General features: G+C 67.7%; 21 protein-coding genes. 14 read left to right on the top strand and 7 right to left on the bottom strand.

Going from position 1 to position 20,557, the window contains the following annotated elements; genetic code table 11:
- Positions 1–29: 29 nt before the first annotated feature.
- The 6 genes from ehuD to OGL92_RS20740 all read right to left on the bottom strand — a co-directional run bounded on the left by ehuD (position 30) and on the right by OGL92_RS20740 (position 5,040).
- Positions 30–686 carry an ectoine/hydroxyectoine ABC transporter permease subunit EhuD gene (ehuD, locus tag OGL92_RS20765; RefSeq protein WP_263147461.1) on the bottom strand — a complete coding sequence of 219 codons (657 nt, stop codon included), beginning with the start codon at positions 684–686 and terminating at the stop codon, positions 30–32.
- Positions 687–699: 13 nt separating this feature from the next.
- Complete coding sequence (ehuC, locus tag OGL92_RS20760) at positions 700–1,347, bottom strand: ectoine/hydroxyectoine ABC transporter permease subunit EhuC (RefSeq protein WP_263147458.1); 648 nt, start codon at positions 1,345–1,347, stop codon at positions 700–702.
- A 112-nt stretch (positions 1,348–1,459) separates the two neighbouring features.
- Entirely contained in the window at positions 1,460–2,317 is an 858-nt protein-coding gene (ehuB, locus tag OGL92_RS20755; RefSeq protein ID WP_263147455.1) for an ectoine/hydroxyectoine ABC transporter substrate-binding protein EhuB, read from the bottom strand.
- Positions 2,318–2,477: 160 nt separating this feature from the next.
- Complete coding sequence (gene ehuA, locus OGL92_RS20750; RefSeq protein WP_263147453.1) at positions 2,478–3,272, bottom strand: ectoine/hydroxyectoine ABC transporter ATP-binding protein EhuA; 795 nt, start codon at positions 3,270–3,272, stop codon at positions 2,478–2,480.
- Positions 3,273–3,333: 61 nt separating this feature from the next.
- Positions 3,334–4,200, bottom strand: coding sequence for a TauD/TfdA family dioxygenase (locus OGL92_RS20745; RefSeq protein WP_263147451.1), 867 nt, complete (start codon positions 4,198–4,200; stop codon positions 3,334–3,336).
- A gap of 60 nt (positions 4,201–4,260) precedes the next feature.
- Positions 4,261–5,040: an aldolase/citrate lyase family protein gene (locus OGL92_RS20740; protein ID WP_263147450.1), complete on the bottom strand. Its 780-nt coding sequence runs from the start codon at positions 5,038–5,040 to the stop codon at positions 4,261–4,263.
- 203 nt (positions 5,041–5,243) lie between these two features.
- Here OGL92_RS20740 and OGL92_RS20735 point away from each other — a divergent pair, with 203 nt between their 5' ends.
- Complete coding sequence (locus OGL92_RS20735) at positions 5,244–5,999, top strand: MBL fold metallo-hydrolase (RefSeq protein ID WP_263147448.1); 756 nt, start codon at positions 5,244–5,246, stop codon at positions 5,997–5,999.
- 41 nt (positions 6,000–6,040) lie between these two features.
- The gene (locus OGL92_RS20730) at positions 6,041–6,673 is read left to right on the top strand and encodes a TetR/AcrR family transcriptional regulator (protein WP_263147444.1); all 633 of its coding nucleotides are present in this window, start codon (positions 6,041–6,043) and stop codon (positions 6,671–6,673) included.
- A gap of 84 nt (positions 6,674–6,757) precedes the next feature.
- Here the strand turns inward: OGL92_RS20730 and tam are convergent, their stop codons facing one another.
- Positions 6,758–7,519, bottom strand: a complete 762-nt coding sequence (gene tam / locus OGL92_RS20725; RefSeq protein ID WP_263147441.1) for a trans-aconitate 2-methyltransferase — start codon at positions 7,517–7,519, stop codon at positions 6,758–6,760.
- Positions 7,520–7,740: 221 nt separating this feature from the next.
- On the opposite strand from tam, the gene yddG reads away from it, so the two are divergent.
- From yddG to OGL92_RS20665, 12 genes are all read left to right on the top strand, one after another.
- Positions 7,741–8,634 (top strand): aromatic amino acid DMT transporter YddG, encoded by an 894-nt coding sequence (yddG, locus tag OGL92_RS20720; protein ID WP_263147439.1) that lies wholly within the window; start codon positions 7,741–7,743, stop codon positions 8,632–8,634.
- Between the two features lie 214 nt (positions 8,635–8,848).
- Positions 8,849–9,307, top strand: coding sequence for a hypothetical protein (locus OGL92_RS20715; protein ID WP_263147436.1), 459 nt, complete (start codon positions 8,849–8,851; stop codon positions 9,305–9,307).
- 1 nt (position 9,308) lies between these two features.
- A complete protein-coding gene (locus tag OGL92_RS20710) occupies positions 9,309–9,815 on the top strand; it encodes an ankyrin repeat domain-containing protein (protein WP_263147434.1) in 507 nt (168 codons plus the stop codon).
- A gap of 212 nt (positions 9,816–10,027) precedes the next feature.
- Positions 10,028–10,855, top strand: coding sequence for a penicillin-binding transpeptidase domain-containing protein (locus OGL92_RS20705; protein WP_263147431.1), 828 nt, complete (start codon positions 10,028–10,030; stop codon positions 10,853–10,855).
- Between the two features lie 757 nt (positions 10,856–11,612).
- Positions 11,613–12,407: an ABC transporter permease gene (locus tag OGL92_RS20700; RefSeq protein ID WP_263147430.1), complete on the top strand. Its 795-nt coding sequence runs from the start codon at positions 11,613–11,615 to the stop codon at positions 12,405–12,407.
- A complete protein-coding gene (locus OGL92_RS20695; protein ID WP_263147428.1) occupies positions 12,404–13,645 on the top strand; it encodes an ABC transporter ATP-binding protein in 1,242 nt (413 codons plus the stop codon). Before OGL92_RS20700 ends, OGL92_RS20695 begins: the two co-directional genes overlap by 4 nt.
- On the top strand, positions 13,642–15,372 hold the full coding sequence (locus OGL92_RS20690; protein ID WP_263147426.1) for a class I SAM-dependent methyltransferase: 1,731 nt from the start codon (positions 13,642–13,644) through the stop codon (positions 15,370–15,372). Before OGL92_RS20695 ends, OGL92_RS20690 begins: the two co-directional genes overlap by 4 nt.
- The gene (locus OGL92_RS20685; RefSeq protein WP_263147423.1) at positions 15,369–16,400 is read left to right on the top strand and encodes a glycosyltransferase family 4 protein; all 1,032 of its coding nucleotides are present in this window, start codon (positions 15,369–15,371) and stop codon (positions 16,398–16,400) included. Before OGL92_RS20690 ends, OGL92_RS20685 begins: the two co-directional genes overlap by 4 nt.
- Entirely contained in the window at positions 16,397–17,611 is a 1,215-nt protein-coding gene (locus OGL92_RS20680; RefSeq protein WP_263147420.1) for a glycosyltransferase, read from the top strand. The genes OGL92_RS20685 and OGL92_RS20680 overlap by 4 nt, the downstream gene beginning before the upstream one ends.
- Before the next feature lie 132 nt (positions 17,612–17,743).
- Positions 17,744–17,953 carry a hypothetical protein gene (locus OGL92_RS20675; protein ID WP_263147417.1) on the top strand — a complete coding sequence of 70 codons (210 nt, stop codon included), beginning with the start codon at positions 17,744–17,746 and terminating at the stop codon, positions 17,951–17,953.
- A 142-nt stretch (positions 17,954–18,095) separates the two neighbouring features.
- On the top strand, positions 18,096–19,571 hold the full coding sequence (locus OGL92_RS20670) for an inorganic phosphate transporter (protein WP_263147415.1): 1,476 nt from the start codon (positions 18,096–18,098) through the stop codon (positions 19,569–19,571).
- 203 nt (positions 19,572–19,774) lie between these two features.
- Positions 19,775–20,557, top strand: a 783-nt coding sequence (locus tag OGL92_RS20665; protein ID WP_263147412.1) for a cache domain-containing protein, incomplete at its 3' end; no start/stop codon positions are given.

Genomic DNA, 20,557 nt, shown 5'->3' with positions numbered 1-20,557 from the left:
ACGTGGCGCCCGCCATGGCCTGGGCCCGCCTAGCGCAGGGTCGCGGCCCTGCGCTCGGTGACGCGCAGGAGCAAGGTGAACAGCAGGGTCAGCGTCAGGAACAGCAGGCCGACCAGGGTCAGCGGCTCGGTGAATCGATAGGTCTCGTTGCCGATGGCCTGGGCCCGGGCGACCAGTTCCAGCACGGAGATGGTCGAGAGCAGCGCCGATTCCTTGAGCATGCCGATGGAATAGTTGCCCATGGGCGGCACCATCTTCGGGATGGCCTGGGGCAGGATGATGTGCAGCCAGACCTGGCGCCGGCTCAGGTTGATCGCCGTCGAGGCGTCCCACTGCCCCTTGTCGACGCTGTCGATGCCGGCGCGGTACACCTCCGCCAGGTAGGCGGAATAGTGCACGCCCAAGCCGATCACCCCGGCCAGGAATGCCGGTAGCACGATGCCGATATCCGGCAGCACGAAGAAGATCACGTACAGCTGCACCAGCAACGGCGTGCCACGCAGGAACTGGATGGTGAAGGAAATCGCGCCGCGCAGGGCGCGATGACGGGAGTACCCCGCCACGGCGAAGACCGCCCCCAGGGCCAGGGCGATGGCCGTGCCGGCGAGGGTCGCCAGCACGGTCAGCCAGGCACCCTGGAGCAGGGTGGGCATGAGCGACCAGGTGAACTGCCAATCCCAGGACATGTGCGCCACCTTCTTATCGGGGGGTGCTCGCGAAGCGCTTTTCCAGCCACTTCATCGGTGCGGTGAGCACCAGCGAGAACAGGTAATAGAGGACCAGGATCGCCAGATAGGGCATCAGCGTCTCGCCGGTGGCCGAGCGGATGGCCTGGGCCTGGGCGGTGAGTTCGTTGAGGGTGATCAGCGAGACGATGGCGGTCATCTTCATCAGCTCGACCACGTTGTTGCCGAACGACGGCAGCATCAGCGGCAGGGCCTGGGGCAGGATCACGTAGCGCATGCGCTGCCCGCGACTGAGGTTGATCGCCACCGCCGCCTCGGACTGCTCGCGGGGCACGGCGAGGATCGCCGCGCGCACCACCTCGGCCGAGTAGCTGCCGACGTTCAGGCCGAGCACGGCGATGCCGACCAGCATCGGCGACAACTCCACGCCCATGTACGGCAGGACGTAGAACGCCCAGAACAGCTGGACCAGGCTGGAGGTGCCGCGGAAGAACAGGATGTAGAAACGGCAGGCGAGGCGCAGCGGCGTCGAGCGCGCGACGCTGCCCACCCCCACACCGAACGCGACCAGCGCGGCGACCAGGCAGCCGGCGACCGTCAGTTGCACGGTGACCCACAGGCCGTCGAGGATCAGGCCGTAGTAGCCCAGGGACTCTTGCATAAGGATTCTCCCGCGTGGCGCTTCGGAGCGGACGGCGCCCGCCGCGGACGCCGTGCGTCTGCGGATCGATGTAACGGGCGCAGCGGCACTGGCCGCTGCGCGGATGCGCTCATCAATCGCGTTCGCACATCTCGTCGCGAGAGGCCTGCAACGCCGGCTCCACCGGGAAACCATAGCGCTCCAGAGCGGCCTGGAACTCGCCGGATGCCTTCAATGTCTCCAGGGCCTGGTCATAGGCGTCGCGGAACGCCGCATCGGCCTTGCGGAACACCGCCCCGGCGCATTGCACGGCGGCGCCCTCCACGGCCACCACCTCGAAACCGGCCGCCTGCTCGCCCAGCGCCGAGAAGGTGTCGCTGGGGTCCACCCAGACATTCACCCGGCCGCTCTGCAACAGCTTGAGCTTGCTCTGCACGTCGCTGTTGGTGAGCATCTGGTCATCCTTCACCCCCGCCGCCTTGGCCGCCTTCACCTCCATCGAGCCGGGCGCCATGGTGATCTTCAATGCCGGGTTGGCCGCCACGTCGGCGAACGAATGCAGCTTGTCCGGGTTGCCCTTGGGCACCATGAAGGTCTGCGCGCTACAGGTGTCCGGCTGCGAGAAGAGCACGGCGGAGCAGCGCTGCTTGTTCATGAACATGCCGGTGCTGACGAGATCGAAGCGCCGCGCCTGCAGGCCGGGGATCAGTGCGCCCCAGTCGACCACCCGGGGCCGCACGTCGGTGATGCCCATGCTCTTCAACGCGGCGATGGAGATTTCCGGCGCCGCGCCGGTCGGCTTGCCGTCGGCCCCTACTCCGGCGTAGGGAAAGCCGCCGGAACCGATGCCGATCTCGACATAGCCCTTCTTCTGGATGTCGGCCAGGGTGTCGGCGCGGGCGGCGCCCGCGGTGGCGCCCAGCAGCACGGCCGCGGACATCAGGGAGGCGAGCAGCCGGCTCGCCGGGGTGGATGATCTCGGTTGGTTCATGTCGAAGCCCCTCATTATCGTTCGATGGTTTTTGTAGCGAGGCAGTCATACAACTGAAAATGCACGCGGCATGGGTGACGCTTCTCCACACGGCCGGCCGCTTCCCTGAGGGGTAGCCGCTGCGGCGCGTGGCATTCTTTGTCCTTACTCGCCGGCCTCCTCAGAGGTCCTGGCCTGAAGCGATGATCTTGCGCAGAAAGGTGCGGGTGCGCTCCTCCCGCGGCTCGCTGAAGATCTGTTCCGGCGGTCCCTCCTCGAGGATCCGGCCGCGCTCGAAGAACAGCACGCGATCGGAAAAGTCGCGGGCGAAGTTCATCGCGTGGGTGACCAGCAGCATGGTCATGTCGGTTTCCCGGGCGAGGACGCGCATGACGCTGAGCACCTCGTCCACCAGTTCCGGGTCCAGCGCGGAGGTGACCTCGTCGAAGAGCATGATCTTCGGCTTGAGCGCCAGCGAGCGGGCGATGGCCACCCGCTGCTTCTGCCCGCCGGAAAGCTGGCTGGGGCGATTGCGCGCCTTGTCCGCCAGGCCGACCATGTCCAGGTAGCGCAGCGCCTGGGCCTCGGCTTCCTCCCGGCCCACGCCCTGGGTGAGCATCGGCCCCAGGGTGATGTTGCGCAGGACGTCCATGTGCGGGAACAGGTTGAAGTGCTGGAAGACCATGCCGACCTTGCCGCGGATGCGTTGCAACTCCCGCTCCGCCGCAGCGGAAATGCGCTGCCGGTCGCCGGGCACGCGCAGCGGCTCGCCCTCGATGCGCACCTCGCCCCCGTCGATCGATTCCAGGGTCATCAGCACGCGCAGGATGGTGGTCTTGCCCGAACCGCTGGGGCCGATCAGGCTGAGCTTCTCGCCGGGGTGGGCGTGGAAGTCGACCCCATCGAGCACCTGCAAGTCGCCATAGCGCTTGGAGACGTCGCGGAATTCGATGCAGGGTGCCTGTTGTCGGGTCATGTCCACCTTCCTGACGATCGTCGAGTACGGGACGCGCCACCGGAGCCGGCGGCGGGTCGTCTCAGTTCGGCCACTCGCCCTTCACCGTGATGCGGTGCAGACGACGGCGCTCGCTGGATTGGAACGGGGTACGGCTATGGATGGTGCAGCGGTTATCCCATACCAGCACGTCGCCGACCTGCCAACTGTGCTCCCAGATCAGCTCCGGCCGGGTCATGTGCGCCCAGAGCCGTTCGAGCACCCGGTCGCTCTCCTCGTTGGACAGGCCTATCACGTAACCGCCGCCCTCGCGCTGAAGATGCAGGGATTTTCGTCCGGTTTCACCATGGGTGCGCACGATGGGCCACCAGGGGCCGGGCATGCGGCTCTTGTCGAAGGGGTCGATGGCGCCGCTGGAACTGTGGAACAGGGTGTTCTTCTGCAGGCCGTAGATACGGTCATGGATGGAGGCGCGGCCTTCCACTTGCCGCCGCAGGTCGTCAGGCAGGCTGTCGTACGCGGTGTACATGTTGGCGAAGCGGGTGCGCCCGCCCTGGGCCGGGGTTTCCAGGGCGTGCAGGATCAACGCCGAATTGGGCACCGGCTGGGTGTCGGTGTGCCACAGCGCCTCGCCGTCGCCCAGGGCGCCGATCGGCTTGCCGTCGACGACCACGTTGGAGATCACGTCGATGCGGTCGGGGTACTGGGTATCGGCGGCGCGGTTGTAGTCCACCGGTCGGTTGTCGACCAGCACCTCGCCGAAGCACTCGCCGAATTGCAACAGGCCCGGGTCGCTCAGGTCCTGGCCGCGGAAGAACAGCACCAGGTGTTCGTGCCAGGCGGCGAGGATCTGCCGGCGGACTTCTTCGCTCAGCGGCTTGGACAGGTCCACGCCGCGAACTTCCGCCCCCAGGGCCGCGCCGCTGGGAATGACTTCTATCGTGCTCATTTCATCTGCTCCTGGAATCGGTCCATCGGGCCCCGGCGGGTGCGGGTCGAGTGTCGCGGCTCACGCCTGGAAGGCCTGGACGGCCTCCTCGTAGCGCTCGCGGATGATCATGGTGTCGGTCATGTAGGTGAGGATCTGCGCGCCCCGGTCGCGCCATTCGCGGGCTTCCCGGGTCGACCAGACACCGATCTCCACCTGTTTGCCGTGCTTCCGCGCGCTGGCCAGCAGGCGCGCCTGGTAGTGGCGGATCACCTCCTGCTCCTCGGGTTTCTGGTAGATGCCCAGTTCCTGGGCCAGGTCCGCCGGGCCGATGGCCAGGGCGTCGATGCCGGGGACGCTGGCTATCTCGTCGAGGTTCTCGAAGGCCTCGATGGACTCGAGCATCACCGTCAGGTGCACCTGGCGATTGAGGGCCGGCAACTGGCTGCTCGGCTCGCTCGGATCGCAATAGTCGTCCTGCGGACCGGGCTCGAAGGTGCCGCGATTGCCCAGAGGGGCGTAGCGCGCCACCTGCACCAGGCAGCGGGCCATGTCGGCGTTGTGGATCTGCGGCACGTAGAGGTTCCACACCCCGGCGTCCAGCAGCCGATTGACCCACACGCGCCCGCCGTCCGGGGGCCGGACCACCAGGGCGAAATCCAGGGCCCGCGCCAGCAGCGCCATCTCGGCGACCGTCTCCAGGGAAATCGGCGTGTGCTCCATGTCCACCTTGACGAAGTCCAGGCCGGACAGGCGCAGCACGTTCAATAGGGTCGGAGTACGCGCACTCATCAGCCAGGTGCCGAGCAGGCAACGGCCGGCGTTCAGTTCGCGGGTGAAAGGGTTGGGGCGCACGGGCATGTCGTTTTTCTCTTTGTTGTAAAAGGACAGTGCGACGGCGGCCGCTCGGCGTGGGGCGGGTGCATTCGCTGTAAATATTGATATCACGCACAAAATTACTGTCAACTATATTTTTGTAGTTGATTTCAACTTTATGGATGGGCATTGTGTGGGGACGATGGCGCGCCGCTACGCCCGTCCCACGACCCTTCAGGAGGACTTCGATGACCCACCGTCCAGTGGCCACTGCCCCGGAGTGGTACCAGGTCGATCGCCTGGCCGATGGCGTGACCCATATTCAGGAACGCTTCATCGATCCGTTCTACCGCTGCAACATCTGGCACGTGCGCGGGCGCGACCGGGACCTCCTGTTCGACTCCGGCATGGGCGTGGTCAGCCTCACGCACATGCTGCCCTGGCTGCGCCTGAAACCCTTGCTCGCGGTGGCCAGCCACGCCCATTTCGATCACATCGGCTGTCACCACGAATTCGCCGAGCGCGCCTGCCACCGGGCCGAGGCCGGCATCCTGGCGAATCCCGACGGGCACCAGACCCTGGCCGACCGTTACGCCGTGATCGACATGTTCGAACGCCTGCCGCCCGGCGGTTACCGGCAGGCGGACTACCAGGTTCGCAGCGCGCCGGCGACGCGCCTGCTCGAAGCCGGGGACGTGATCGACCTGGGCGACCGCCAGTTCGAGGTGCTCCACGTGCCCGGCCATTCCCCGGGCAGCATCGCGTTGTGGGAAGCGCGCAGCGGCATCCTGCTGTCCGGCGACGCGGTCTACGACGGGCCGCTGGTCGACGACGCCCACCACTCGCACCTGCCCGACTACCTGGAAACCCTGCACCGTCTGCGCGAGATGCCGGCCAACGTGGTGCACGGCGGCCACTTCCGGAGTTTCGGTCGGCAGCGCCTGCAGCGGATAATCGACGAATACCTGGCCGGCAAGCGGGCAGCCGGTTGCCCCGCGCCATGACGACGGCGCGCCGGAAGGATCAAGACGAAGGAAACAGCGTGATGAGCTTACGGGAACGAAAACGCCGCGAGCGGCAGAAAACCATTCTGTTGGCGGCGGCCGAAGCGTTCAAGGCGAAGGGCGTGGACGGCGCCCGGCTGGAGGAAATCGCCGAGAAGGCCGACGTCTCGCTCGGCACCGTCTACAACTATTTCCCCACCAAGGATGCCCTGCTGCTGGCCCTGGTCACCCTGTACCGCACCGAAGCGCGCGAAGAGCGCCTGCCGCTGATGGAAAACCCGCCGGCGGACGTGTGCGAGACCTTTTCCCAGCTCTACTCGCACCTGATCGACGGTGCCCTGAAATACCTGGACCGCGAGATATGGCGCTACGGGCAGGTCGTCGGCCTGGTCAGTTCGTGGGAGCCCGGCCGCCAGGAGTCCTGGGACAACGAACAGATCCTCATCAAGGACCAGGAAACCCTGCTGGTGCACTTCCAGGACAAGGGCCTGTTGCCCGCGGATATCCAGACGTCTTTGTGGGCCACCACCCTGCACGCCGTCGGGCTGTTCTGGTGGCAGTATTTCCTGGCCAACGACACCGTCAGCGCCGACGAGGCCAAGCGACGCATCCGCGAACACTTCGAAGGGATTTTCGCCGTGCTGGTCCTGCCCGAGCGGCAGGCGGCGCCCTAGCGCGCCCGGCCGCCTGCGAGGGCGCGGGTCCCAGGTCGATCCGGTGACGGACGCGGGGTCGTCACCAGGCCGTGGCGCCGGCCCCTAGCGGGTGGCGACGACGAACAGCCGGGGAAACGGCAGCAGCACCCGGCCGTCGTCCAGGGCCGGATAGGCGGCGACAATGCCCTCCAGGTAGGCCGCGAGGAAAGCGTCCCTCTGCGCCGGCTCCAGGGGATCGAGGTAGGGCCGCAGCGCGGAGCCCTTGAACCACTCCACCACGGCGGCGTGGTTCGCCAGGGGATGCAGGTAGGTGGTGCGCCAGACGTCCACCGCGCGACAGCACGGGCTCAACAGCTGGAAGTAGAAGTCTCCGGTATGCCGTTCGGGATGCCGGATCGCGCCGATCCTGTCCGCCCAGGGCCCCTGGGCGGCCACCTGGCGCGCCAGGCGATGGGCGGGTTCCTCCAGGTTGTCGGGGGTCTGCACCGCCAGCGTGCCGCCGGCCTTCAGCTTGCCGACCAGGCGCGGGTAGAGCGACGCGTGGTCGGGCAACCACTGCAACGAGGCGTTGGCCAGGATCACGTCGACGGCAGCGGCGGGATTCCAGGCGGCGATATCGGCCAACTCGAAGGTCAGCGCCGGCAATCGCCTGCGTGCCTCGGCGAGCATGTCCTCGGAGCTGTCGATTCCCGTCACCCGGGCGTCCGGGAAACGCTCGGCGAGCACCTCGGTGGAATTTCCAGGGCCGCATCCCAGGTCCACGGCCAGGTGCGCGGTAGCGGTCGGAATGGCGGCCACCAGATCACGCACGGGGCGCGTCCGCTGCTGTTCGAAGAGGCTGTACTGCCGGGCTGACCAGGTCATTTGACGTCCTCGGGAGGGGGATCGGGGTCCAGCATAAGCCCTGCGCGGCCGACCGCGGGAGCGTCGCGTCGCGGGCGGCGCCCGAACCGACCTGGCGCCGCCCCGGGAAGCGCCGCCGACGCGCCCGGCTGACAAAAGGCCGCCGCCCTGGCAGCCTGGGTGGACTCCCTCTCCAGCCGCCTCGACGGCAGCGGCCCGACGACCCGGAAAAGTGAAGCGCGATGCGTGCGAATGGCGACACCCGAGCCACCCTCTGCGGACTGGCGGCGATCCTGCTCTGGAGTACCTCGGCCGGCCTGATCCGTGGCGTGACGGAGGACCTGGGCGCCCTCGGCGGGTCGGCGATGATCTATACGGTGGGGACGCTCCTGTTGCTGCTTTGCCTCGGCAGGCCCCGGCTGAGAACATTCCCGCGCGCCTACCTGCTGGTCGGCAGCCTGCTCTTCGCCGCCTACGAGATCTGCCTGTCGCTGGCGCTCGGCTACGCCACCGATCGCGCGCAGGCGATAGAGCTGGGCATCGTCAACTATCTCTGGCCCTGCCTCACCGTACTGCTGGCCATCGCCATGAACGGCCAGCGCGCGCGCTGGCCGATCCTGCCCGGGACCGCCCTGGCCCTGTTCGGGATTCTCTGGGTGGTCAGCGGAGAGGGCCTCTCCCTGCCCGGCCTGCTGGGCAACGTCGCGGCCAATCCGCTCAGCTATGGCCTGGCGTTCTCCGGGGCGATCCTCTGGGCGCTGTACTGCAACCTGACCCGGCGCTTCGCCCAGGGGAAGAACGGCGTCACCCTGTTTTTCGCCCTCACCGCCGTGGCCCTGTGGGTCCAGTACGGAGTCAGCCAGGAACCGGCCATTCCCTTCAGCGCCTCCGGAATCCTCGAACTGGCGGCGACCGGCACGGCCATGGCGGCTGGCTATGCCCTGTGGAACCTGGGCATCCTCAGGGGCAACATGACCCTGCTGGCCACGGCGTCCTACTTCACCCCGGTGCTCTCCTCGGCGTTCGCCGCGCTCTGGCTGCATACCGCGCTGACCCTGCAATTCTGGCAGGGCGCGCTGCTGGTCACGCTCGGCTCGCTGCTCTGCTGGCTCGCGACGCGCACGCCCGGCGCCTGAGGCGCAGCGCTTCCCGCCCCTTTGCCCGCCGATGCGTCGCGCGGCGCTTGCGCGCACGTCGCCCGGCGGCCTTCCGCGAGCGCATCCCTCGACGGGGTCACAGCGCGAACGACTCGACTTGCAATTACGGCAATCTTTGAACATGCTTAACCGACTCTGCAGGAAGCAGTATCAGGGCACACGCTGATCATCACCAAAGGACTGGGCCAAGGACATGGGCACCGATATCTACTTGCGCACGTTTTCTGCCGACGAACTCATCCTCGACACCGAGGAAACCCGGCAAGCATTGAAATTCTTCTTTCCCACCGACGCACCCTCGATCGACGACATGCCCGTCAACGACAACCTGCGCGCGTTCGCCCAGGCCCTGCTGGTGGCCGGCATCGATGCGAGCTACGCCATGGGCTACGTGGAGGCGCTGTTCAAGAGCCTGCGCGGCGGCAGCCCGGCGAAGGTGGTCAAGGCCTTCGGGAAGAAGGCCGCCCGGCACTGGTTCAAGCATGCCAACGCCTCCAACCTGATGGACGCGGAAATCTACACGTCCGTGCGCAACGCCCTTTCGCTGCGCTTCCGCAGCGACCTGCGCAGCTTCCTCGCCGCCGCGCCGCGGCACGAAATACCGCCGACGCTGGCCTGGCGCTCGTGCATCGACGCCAAGGGGAGCGCCTGAAATGGGGCGTCTTATCGGCTACCTGGGCGTATTCGCGGCCGCGCTCCTGGCGCTCCTGATCGGTGTGTTGAGCCAGATGAGCCTGGAGGATCTGCTGGTCTGCACCCTCGAGGACAGCGGCATTCCGCTGCCACCGCCGCTCTGCTACCAGTACGTCATGCACTTCCGCACCGGGCCGGCCGATGCGCAGGAATTGCAGGCGGGCGGCGGCGTGGATTTCGTGCTCAACCTGCCCATCGCGGAGCGCTACGCCCTGGCCGCGAAGTTCATCGAAAACGGGCTCGACGTGAACGCGGAAAGCCGCTCCAGCTTCCGCAATTACCGGTTCCGTCCCCTGCACGCCGCCGCGATGCAGAACGAAGCGGAACGGATCGACTTCCTCCTGCGCCACGGCGCCGACAAGAATCGCCAGGACAGCCGTGGCCAGACCGCCCTGCAGTTGGCCGAACGCCAGCAGCAGGAACACCCCGAGGCGAACTACGCCGCAGTCATCGAACGGTTGCGCTGAGCGCGCTCGCCGCGGATGCGGCGACGCCGGAAAAGGATCGGCCGCGCGGAGTGACGCCCCCGGCGGCCCGCATCAGGTCGAGCCGGGGACACATGGCGGGATGCTCTACGGCAATGCGCCGCGGACGCCTCGCCCGGGCACCGCGAAGCATGCTTCCGCCATCGGGCAGAAGTTACACTTCGCGCTTTTGTCCTCCACGGATGCCCACGCCCATGACCCGACGGATACTGCTCGGTCTCGCCCTTTCGCTGTTGCAGGGCCTCCCCGCGCCTATGGCGTTCGCCGCGGAAACGCCCCGGGGCACCGAACAGCGCCACGCGTGCTTCCTGCTGTTCGAGCCGGGCGTCGGCGAACGGCGCCGCGACCCCGCCGAGGCCTGCCGTACGCCGGTCAGCCCGGCGTCCACCTTCAAGATTCCCCATGCCCTCGCGGCCCTGGATGCCGGGGTGATCGACGGGCCGGACGCGATCATCGCCTATGACGGCAGCCCGCAGTGGGCGGAGACCTGGCGGCGCGACCACAGCCTGGCGTCGGCGATGCGCTACTCGGTGGTCTGGTACTTCCAAGCCATCGCCCGGCGCCTCGGCCTGGAACGCGAGCGCGACTACCTGGCCCGCTTTTCCTACGGCAACCAGGATACCGGCGGGGACCTCACCCATTTCTGGCTGGGGCGCGCCCTGCAGATCACGCCCGAGGGCCAACTGGCGTTCCTCGCCGACCTCTACCGTGATGCCCTGCCGGTGAGCGAGGCGTCGATGGCCAGCGTTCGGCAGATCCTGGTGCAGCCGCGCGACAAGGTGGTGAACGCCCTGGGCGAGCACCCGTTCGCCGCGCCCTGGCCGCAGGACGCCAAGCTGAGCGCGAAGACCGGCAGTGCCACGGACACCTCCGGGCGCGCCGTGCGCTGGCTGGTGGGGCAAGTGCAGCGGGGACAGCGCTCCTTCATCTTCGTGAGCTGCGTGATCGGCTCGCCCGACCTCGACGCCTCCGCGGCCATCGAGCTGGCGGCGCGGGCGCTGCGGGAAGAGCGGGTGCTCTGAGCCGACGCGCGGCCGGCGGCGCGACATGCGCGCGACCGACCGCCTGTTCGCCTGCGAACCCATCGTCACCCACACCTCGCAGCCGGACCATCCGGGCCGTTAGATCGAGCCTCGCGCGCAGTGGCCATCGCGGGAGCCGGGCATGGCCTACGCCCACGCCAGTCCCGCCCGCTGTTCCGCGAGGCTCGCCCCACGACGAAGCGCGGTTCCGCTGGAGCGGCATCCACCGCGCGCGTCTGGTCTTCATCGCGCCGCGCACACCGGCCCGCCGGCCACGGCGGCGGCTCGAAGGCGAGCCTCCTGGGAGCGCAGCGGGCGCGCCTGAGCCTGAACGGCCAGGCGGCCTTCGCACAACGGCTTGCCGGGCGCTTCGCCCTGCCGTCGCGCGGCCGCCGGTGACATCGGCCAGGCGCCTCGGTCACCCTGGGTTTCGGCCTGCCGCAGGCGCAGTGGCGATCCACGCCGGCCGCCCCTGGCCTTCTAGCGCCTGACGCCCGGTTGCCCTTGGGCCGGCCAGGCCGCGACGGGCGCAGAACCGCACGAATGTCGCGGACAGGCACCTCCGTAGCGCACCTGGAACGGCCGCGGTAGAGCGCAGCCACGGCGATGCGGGTATGCTGTTGCGCTTTTAGCGCAGGCCCGACCGCGGGCAGCCATCGCGTTCCGGCGCTTTCCGTCGCGTTCCGACGGACTTCGTCGAACTCCGGGCGTCTGCCCGAGCCAAAGGCGGCGCCTTCGATTTTCAGCAGGAGCCATGATGTTCAGCTTGTTCAAAAGCCTCTGGGGTTACCGGGGCTTTGTGTTGTCCTCGATACGCAACGAATTCACCACGCGCTTCGCGCGCAGTCGACTCGGCGGGCTGTGGATGATCATCCACCCGCTGGCCCAAGTGGCGATCTATGCCCTGGTCCTCTCCAACGTCCTCGCGGCGAAGCTGCCCGGCATCGACAACCCCTATGCCTACGCCATCTACCTGATGGCCGGGATGCTGGCCTGGAACCTGTTCGCGGAAATCGTCGGGCGCTGTCTCACGCTGTTCATCGAGCAGGGCAACCTGCTGAAGAAGATGATGTTCCCGCGCATCACCCTGCCGGCCATCGTGGTCGGCTCCTGCCTGCTGAACAACCTGATGCTGCTGCTGGCGATGCTCGGGGTGTTCGCCCTGCTCGGCCATACGCCGGGGGCCGCCATCGTCTGGCTGCCGGCGCTGATCCTGCTGGTGGTGGCCTTCTCCATCGGCCTGGGGTTGTTCCTCGGCGTGCTCAACGTGTTCATCCGCGACATCGGCCAGGTGGTGCCGATCATCCTGCAGACCCTGTTCTGGCTGACTCCGGTGGTCTACCCGCTGTCCATCGTGCCCGAACGCCTGAAGTGGTTGCTCGACTTCAACCCGCTCTGCGCGCTGGTGGTGGCCTTCCACGACGTGCTGGTCTATGACGTCGCGCCCAACCTGCGCGATCTCGCCGGCATCGCGGTGGCCGCCGGGGTGCTGATGCTGCTCGGGCTGTTCGTGTTCCGCAAGGCCAGCCCGGAAATGGTGGACGCCCTATGAGCCTGCTCAGCGTCAAGAACCTCAGCAAGGCCTACCGCTCCTACGGCTCGGAATGGCAGCGGATCGGCCGCTGGTTCGGCCTGCCCTGCAAGGCCCGCGAAGAACACTGGGTGCTGCGCAACGTCAGCTTCGAGATCCACGCCGGCGAGGCGGTCGGCATCGTCGGGCAGAACGGCGCGGGCAAGAGCACCCTGCTGAAGATGATCACCGGCACCCTGCAACCCACCGAGGGTTCGGTGCGCAGCCGCGGCCGCATCGCCGCCATCCTCGAACTGGGGATGGGCTTCAACCCGGAGCTGAGCGGCCGCGAGAACGCCTTGCACTCCGCCGGGCTGATGGGCTTCAGCCGCGAGCAGGTGCTCAAGGTGATGCCGGAGATCGAGGACTTCGCCGAGATCGGCGACTACTTCGACGAGCCGGTGCGCACCTACTCCAGCGGCATGCAGTCGCGGGTGGCCTTCGCCATCACCACCACCTTCCGCCCGGACATCCTGATCGTCGACGAGGCCCTGGCGGTGGGCGACATCTACTTCCAGCACAAGTGCATGCAGCGCATCCGCGCGTTCCAGGAACAGGGCATGGTCCTGCTGCTGGTGTCCCACGACCCCGGCGCGGTGAAGAGCCTGTGCAACCGCGCGCTGCTGATCGACTCCGGCACCCTGATCAAGGATGACCGCCCGGACAGCGTGATCGACTACTACAACGCGGCCATCGCCAAGCTGGAACAGGACCACGCGATCAGGCAGGTCGAGTCCCTCGGCGGCGAGAAGGTCACCCGCAGCGGCAACGGCAAGGCGGCGATCCTCGACGTCTCCCTGCACGACGCCCGGGGCCAGGACGTGCGCGCGGTGACCGTGGGCGAGCCCCTGGCGATCCGCTGCCGCATCGCCTACGCCGAGGCCATCGGCGACGGCACCCTCGGCATCGTCATCCGCGACCGCCTGGGCAACGATATCTACGGCACCAACACCTATCACACCGGCACCGCGCTGCCGGGCGAGGCCGGGACCTTCGAGGTCAGCTTCGAATTCGTCGCCAACCTGGGCTACGGCAGCTATTCGATCTCGGTGGCCTCCCACACCCACGACAACCATGTGCAGGACTGCCACGACTGGTGGGATCGCGCCCTGGTGTTCCAGGTAGTGCCGGGCAACGAGCCGCGTTTCGTCGGCAGCAGCCACCTGTCGATGGTCACCTCCACGCGCAGCCTCCCGCCCAGCCCGGCGAGCGTCGAATGAGCCAGGACGCCGAGGTCGACGCACTCCTGGAGCGCCTGCAGCGCCTGCTCGGCGAGCAGCCGGTCCCGGCGTTCCGCGCTTACCCGTCGCGCCTGCGCGCGCACCAACCCGATACCGCCGAGCGAGCCGACTCCTGCCTGCCGCCCCTGACCCCGGCGCTCGGCGAGCTGTCGCCGCGAGTGCCGCCGGAGCGCCCGCCCGCCCTGGTCGCCCACTCCCTGGCGGAGCTGCTCAGCCTGGAGGGCCGCCAGTTGGTGGAGTCGGCCTACCTGACCCTGCTGGGTCGCCCGGCGGACCCGGAAGGCTGCGCCTACTACCTGGGTCGCTTGCTGGACGGCAGTTGCAGCAAGCGCGACCTGGTGTTCGCCCTGCGCCACTCCGCCGAGGGCCAGGCCGCCAACCAGGAGCTATCCGGCCTGCGCCAGGCCGAGCGGGCCATGGCGCTGTACCGCACGCCCGTGCTCGGCCCCCTGCTGCGCTGGGGCGCCATCCTGCTGCGCCTGCCACGGCTGCTCACCGCCATCAGCCACCTCGAGCGTCGATTGCTGCGCGCGGAAGTGGAATGCCAGCAGCACCTCGAGGCCCTCGGGCGGCATCACCTGGGCAACGAAGAAGCCCTGCGCCACGCGCTGCTGCAGGTCCAGGCCCAGATTCAGCCCCAGGCCCAGCAGGCCCTCGACCACGCCCTCGGGGCGCAGGCGCGCCTGCAACAGGATTTCGAGGCACTGGGCGCCCGCGAGGCCCTGCGCGACGAGCGCATCGCCTGGCTGAAAGACGCCCTCGACTACCTGCACGAGCAGCGCATCAACCCGATGGATCGACACTGGAAAGCCTTGCAGGCTCAGTTGGACGAGGCGTCGCGCAGCGGGGCTCCGATGCCCAATCCGCTGGCCGAGCAACGCGCCCGGGCGCTGGACGACCTGCGCCTGGAGGTGCAGACCCAGGGCCACCTGCTGGCCCGCAAGGCCGAGCGCCGCGACCTCGAGCCCCTGCAAACCCAGCTCCAGCCCCTGCACCGGGACCGCGAACGCCAGGCACTGCGGCAGGAGGAAGACGAGCGCCTGCTCGACCGCTTCTACCTCGAGCTGGAGAACCAGTTCCGCGGCACCCGCGCCGACATCAAGGGTCGCCTGGTCCACTACCTGGACGAGGTACGCCAGGCCGTGGAGCGCTGCCAGGGCGCGCCGGCGCTGGACATCGGCTGTGGCCGCGGCGAATTCGTCGAGCTGATGCGCGAGCACGGTATCGACGCCCACGGCCTCGACCTCAACCGGCGGATGGTCGAGGAATGCACGCGCCTCGGCCTGCCGGCGCGCCAGGACGAGGCGCTGGCCTACCTGCAGAGCCTGGCGGAGGACAGCCTCTCGGTGATCGCCGGCATGCAGATCATCGAGCACATCGAGTTCACTCACCTGCTGCGCCTGTTCAAGGAGTGCGTCCGGGTCCTGCGGCCGGGCGGCATCGCGATCTTCGAGACGCCGAACCCCAGGAACCTGCTGGTGGCCACCCACGACTTCTACATCGACCCGACCCACCTGCACCCGATCCCGCCGGTGCTCGGCCAGTTCATGCTCCAGCACTGCGGCTTCGGCGAGGTGCGGGTGACCGAGCTGAACGCCTTCTTCAGCCACCAGCGGATCGACGCGGGCGAGCTGGGCGAGCGCTTCAACCAGCATTTCTATGGCGCGCTGGACTACGCGGTCATCGGCCGGAAGACCGCGCCATGAAACGGGTGGCGGTGCTCAACACGCAGGTTCCGTTCACCCGCGGCGGCGCCGAGATTCTCTGCGAGTCCTTGGTCGAGCAGATCAACCGTCTGCCGGGCATCCAGGCCGACCTGCTGACCCTGCCGTTCAAGTGGTACCCGGACGAACGCCTGATCGCCGACACGCGCATGTGGCGCGACCTCGACCTCAGCGAAAGCGACGGCCAGCCGATCGATCTGCTGATCGCCACCAAGTTTCCCACCTACGCGGTGCGGCACCCGAACAAGGTCCTCTGGCTGGTGCACCAGCACCGCCAGGCCTACGACCCGGCCTTCGACCCCGAGCAGCGCCATACGGCGACCAACCTGGGCCTCCGCGCCCTCGACGACCTGTTCTTCCAGGAGTGCCGCGGCCTGTTCAGCATCTCCAACAGGGTCTCGGAACGGCTGCACCGCTTCAACGGCTTCCGCGCCGAGGCCCTGCTGCCGCCCTCCGGGTTCGCCGGGCGTATCCAGTCGGGTGACTATTCGGACACGCTCATTTATTTCGGCCGGCTCAACGAGTGGAAGCGTCCGGACATGCTGGTCCGCGCCGTGGCCGCCGTGCCCCGTGCCAAGGCGCGGATCATCGGCACCGGCCCGGAGCCCTACGTCGAGGAATTGCGCCGGCTGATCGACGCGCTCGGCGTCGGCGACCGGGTGGAACTGCTCGGTTTCCTCGACGACGCGGCGCTGCTGCACGAGCTGGCGCGGTGCCGGGCGGTGTTCTACGCGCCCTACGACGAGGACTACGGCTTCTCCACGATAGAGGCCTTCCTCGCCCACAAACCGGTGCTCACCCTCGCCGACAGCGGCGAGGTGCAGTCGCTGGTGACGCTCACCGGCAGCGGCATCGTGGCCCGCGACGAAGCGGCGCTGGCGCACGGCGTCGAACGCCTCTACGGGATGACGGCCGGCGAACTGCATGCCATGGCCGACCCCGGCCAGGCCTTCGCCCGCACCATCGGTTGGCCGCGAATCCTGCAGAAACTGGTGCTGGACAACCTATGATCAGCCTCGCCCTCGTCACGCCCTGGCCGCCCCAGGAAACCGGCATCGCCGACTACTGCTTCGACCTGGCCGCCGGCCTGCTGGCCCATGACCTGGCGATCACCGTCTACACCGACGCCGAACGGCCCAGGGCGCTGCCCGGCGTGCGCATCGAGGCCCTCGAAGAGGCCGCCGCGCGGTTGGACGACTTCGACGTGGTGGTCTACCAAATGGGCAACAACGTCCATTTCCATGGGAAGGTCCCGGACCTGCTGGCCGAGCATCCGGGCATCGTCCACCTGCACGACTTTTCCCTGCACCACCTGTTCGCCCACGCCTGGGCCAACGGCGACGAGCAGCGCTATTTCGAACAGCTCCGGCGCTGGTACGGCGCCGAGGTGCTCGATACCGTCCTGCGCCTGCTCGACCAGGGGTTCACGCCCTGGTCCCACCCGCTGGTGCTCGACATGCCGCTCAGCGAGGAAGTGATCCAGCACGCCACCGCCTACGTCGTGCACTCCCGCTTCGCCCACCGCCGGCTGCGGCAACGCCTGCCCCAGGTGCCGGGGCAGGTGATCCCGCAGCTCTACCGGGATGCCCGGCCCCGGCCGTTCGCCCGCAGCGGCCCGCTGCGGATCGGCATGTTCGGCCTGATCCTGCCGCATCGGCGGCCGGAACTGGTCCTCGAGGCGCTGCGCCAGCTGCGCGACGACCCCGACCTGCCCGCCTTCACCCTCGACGTCGGCGGCGCCCTCTCCAGCTTCTGCGCGTGGCTGCCCGAGCGCCTGGCGGAATACGGCCTGGCGGAGCTGACCCGCCTGCACGGCCGCCTCGACGACGAAGCCTTCGTGGAGAAGATCGCCGAGATGGACCTGATCATCAACCTGCGCGACCCGACCATGGGCGAAGTCTCGGCCATCGCCATGCGCGCCATGCAGCACGGGATTCCCTGCGTGGTCAGCGACGTCGGCTGGTATGCGGAATTGCCCGCTTTCATGCACAAGGTCGGCGCCGACGACAGCCTCGGCCAGCTCACCGATATCCTGCGCCGCCACCTCGCGGACCCGGACCATCACCGCCGCGTGCGCGAGGCGGCCATCGAGCATGCGCACCGCGCGTTGAACTACGAGGACGGCGTCGCCCAGTTCTACCGGATCCTGGTGGATGCCGCCGCGCGGAAACACGGCACCTACGGGCACGTCGTCGCCATGGGCGGCGCCGACGCGGATTGACCTCGGCGCACCGGCGCCGGAACATCGGGCGCCTGCGCGCCCTGCAACGGGCGTGGGGCTGAGTTACAATCGCCCCCGCAGGCGCTCGCCTGCGCCTGCTCCATCCGATCACCAGCGAAACGGAAAGAACACGTGACGAAAGACGAACTGCGCGCCGAACTCGAGCGCCAGGCGCAACGTTACAAGGACGTTCAAGGCGGGGAAGTCATCACCTACGCCGCGCAACCGGAACCCGAGCGCAAGCCCTGGCGAAAACGCCCCAGCCTCCTCGACCAAGCCTTCGAGCGGGAACTGGAAAGAATCCAGAACGACCTGAAACCCGACGACACCGTCGAGTCCTGACCCGCGACGGTCCGCCTCGCCCTGCGCCACGCCGCGGCGATAGGTCGCGTCGGGGGGCGACCGGCCGGCACCCCGCGGATGGGGTTGAATGCGCTTTTCTGGCATAATCGCGCCCCCTTCACGAGCCGGTCATACACCTCCCATGTTCGATCTATTCAGCGGGCTTGATGCCTGGCTGGTGCTGAGCCTCCTGCTGGCGCTGGCTTTCGTGCTCTTCTTCGAATTCATCAATGGTTTTCACGACACCGCCAACGCCGTCGCGACCGTGATCTACACCAAGGCCATGCCGCCGCAACTGGCGGTGATGCTGTCCGGCTTCTTCAACTTCCTCGGTGTGCTGCTCGGCGGCGTCGGCGTCGCCTACGCCATCGTCCACCTGCTGCCGGTGGAGCTGCTGATCAACGTCAACACCGGCCACGGCCTGGCCATGGTGTTCTCGCTGCTGGCGGCGGCCATCACCTGGAACCTCGGCACCTGGTACCTGGGCATCCCCGCCTCCAGCTCGCATACCCTGATCGGCGCGATCCTCGGCGTGGGCCTGGCCAACGCGCTGATCACCGGCATCCCGATCGGCGACGGGATCAACTGGCAGAAAGCCATCGACATCGCCGCCTCCCTGGTCATCTCGCCGGTCGCCGGCTTCATCGTCGCCGGCCTGCTGCTGCTGGGCCTGAAATGGTGGCGGCCGCTGTCGAAGATGCACTACACCCCGGAAGACCGCCGGGAAGTGAAAGGCAAGAAACACCCTCCCTTCTGGAACCGCCTGGTGCTGGTGATCTCGGCGATGGCGGTGAGCTTCGTGCACGGTTCCAACGACGGGCAGAAAGGCATCGGCCTGATCATGCTGGTGCTCATCGGCATCGTGCCGGCGAAGTTCGTGCTCGACCTCGACAGCACCACCTACCAGATCGAACGCACCCGCGACGCCGCCGTGCACCTCAACGATTTCTACCAGCGCAACAACGCCGTCCTCGGCGAGTACCTGGCGCTGGAGAAGAATCGTGGCGGTACCGACCTGCCGGAGCATTTCCGCTGCGACCCGCAACTGACCGTGCCGACCATGGATGCTCTGCACAAGTACCTGGCCGGCCTGAGCGACTACCGCAACCTCGACGAGAACGGCCGGATCAACGTGCGCCGCTACCTGCTCTGCCTGGACGACACGGCGAAGAAGGTCGGCAAGCTCGACAGCCTCGAAGCCCGCGACCGCGCCGATCTCGACAAGCTGCGCAAGGACCTCACCGCCACCACCGAATACGCCCCGTTTTGGGTGATCATCGCCGTCGCCCTGGCGCTGGGCATCGGCACCATGGTCGGCTGGAAGCGCGTGGTGCTCACCGTCGGCGAGAAGATCGGGCGCCAGGGCATGACCTATGCCCAGGGCATGAGCGCACAGATCACCGCCACCCTGGCCATCGGCATGGCCAACATCTTCAGCCTGCCGGTCTCCACCACCCACGTGCTGTCCTCGGGCGTCGCCGGAACCATGGTGGCGAACAAGAGCGGCCTGCAAGGCGGCACGGTGCGCAATATCCTGCTGGCCTGGGTCCTCACCCTGCCGATGGCCATGGCGTTGTCCGCCGGGCTGTTCTGGCTGGCCTTGAAGCTGTTCGTCTGAGCCAGCCTCGAATGATCGAAAGGGCGCCGCAGGGCGCCCTTTCGATATCCGCGTCGGCACGGAACGCGTCGTTGCCTTGCCATATCCCCCGCTAAAGCTTTACTGGAACCTTGCCGACATAAGGACTGCCGCCAGCCCTCCCTGGCGCCACTAAAAAGCGTGGCTCCCAAACGCTATCGCCGACATGACCGGAAGTACAAAACATGACGAACTTGAAGTTCAGCCACAAGATCCTCCTGGCTGCATCCCTGGTGGTGATCGCCGCATTCACTCTCTTCACGCTGTACAACGACTACCTGCAACGCAACGCCATTCGCGCCGACCTGAACAACTACCTGGAGGAAATGGGTAGCGTCACCGCGAGCAACATCCAGAACTGGCTGTCGGGACGGATCCTGCTGGTGGAAAGCGAGGCGCAATCCATCGCCAACGACGCGGAACAAGACAGGGTCAACAGCCTGTTGCAGCAGAAGGCCCTCACCTCCACCTTCGCCTTCACCTACCTGGGCACCCAGACCGGCACCTTCACCATCTACCCCCACACCGACATGCCGGCCGATTACGACCCGCGCACCCGGCCCTGGTACAAGGACGCCATGAACGCGGGCGGCTCCACGCTCACCGAACCCTACATCGATGCCGCCACCCACGAGCTGGTGATCACCATCGCCACGCCGGCCGCGCGCCTCGGCGTCGTCGGCGGCGACCTCGGCCTGCAGACCCTGGTGGACATCATCAACGCGCTGGACTTCAACGGCATCGGCTACGCCTTCCTGGTCAGCGCCGACGGCAAGATCCTCGTCCACCCGGACAAGAACCTGGTGATGAAGAACCTCAGCGACCTGTTCCCGGAACGCACGCCGAGGATCAGCACCGACATCACCGAAGCCGAGCAGAACGGCGAAACCCGCATCCTCACCTTCACCCCGGTCAAGGGCCTGCCCTCGGTCAACTGGTACATCGGCCTGTCGGTGGACAAGGACAAG

Origin of the sequence: Pseudomonas sp. RIT-PI-AD (assembly GCF_025642785.1) — a bacterium.
Lineage (GTDB): Bacteria > Pseudomonadota > Gammaproteobacteria > Pseudomonadales > Pseudomonadaceae > Pseudomonas_T.
The sequence above is the reverse complement of the archived record's forward strand: the minus strand, read 5'-3'. Positions and strand labels throughout refer to the sequence as shown.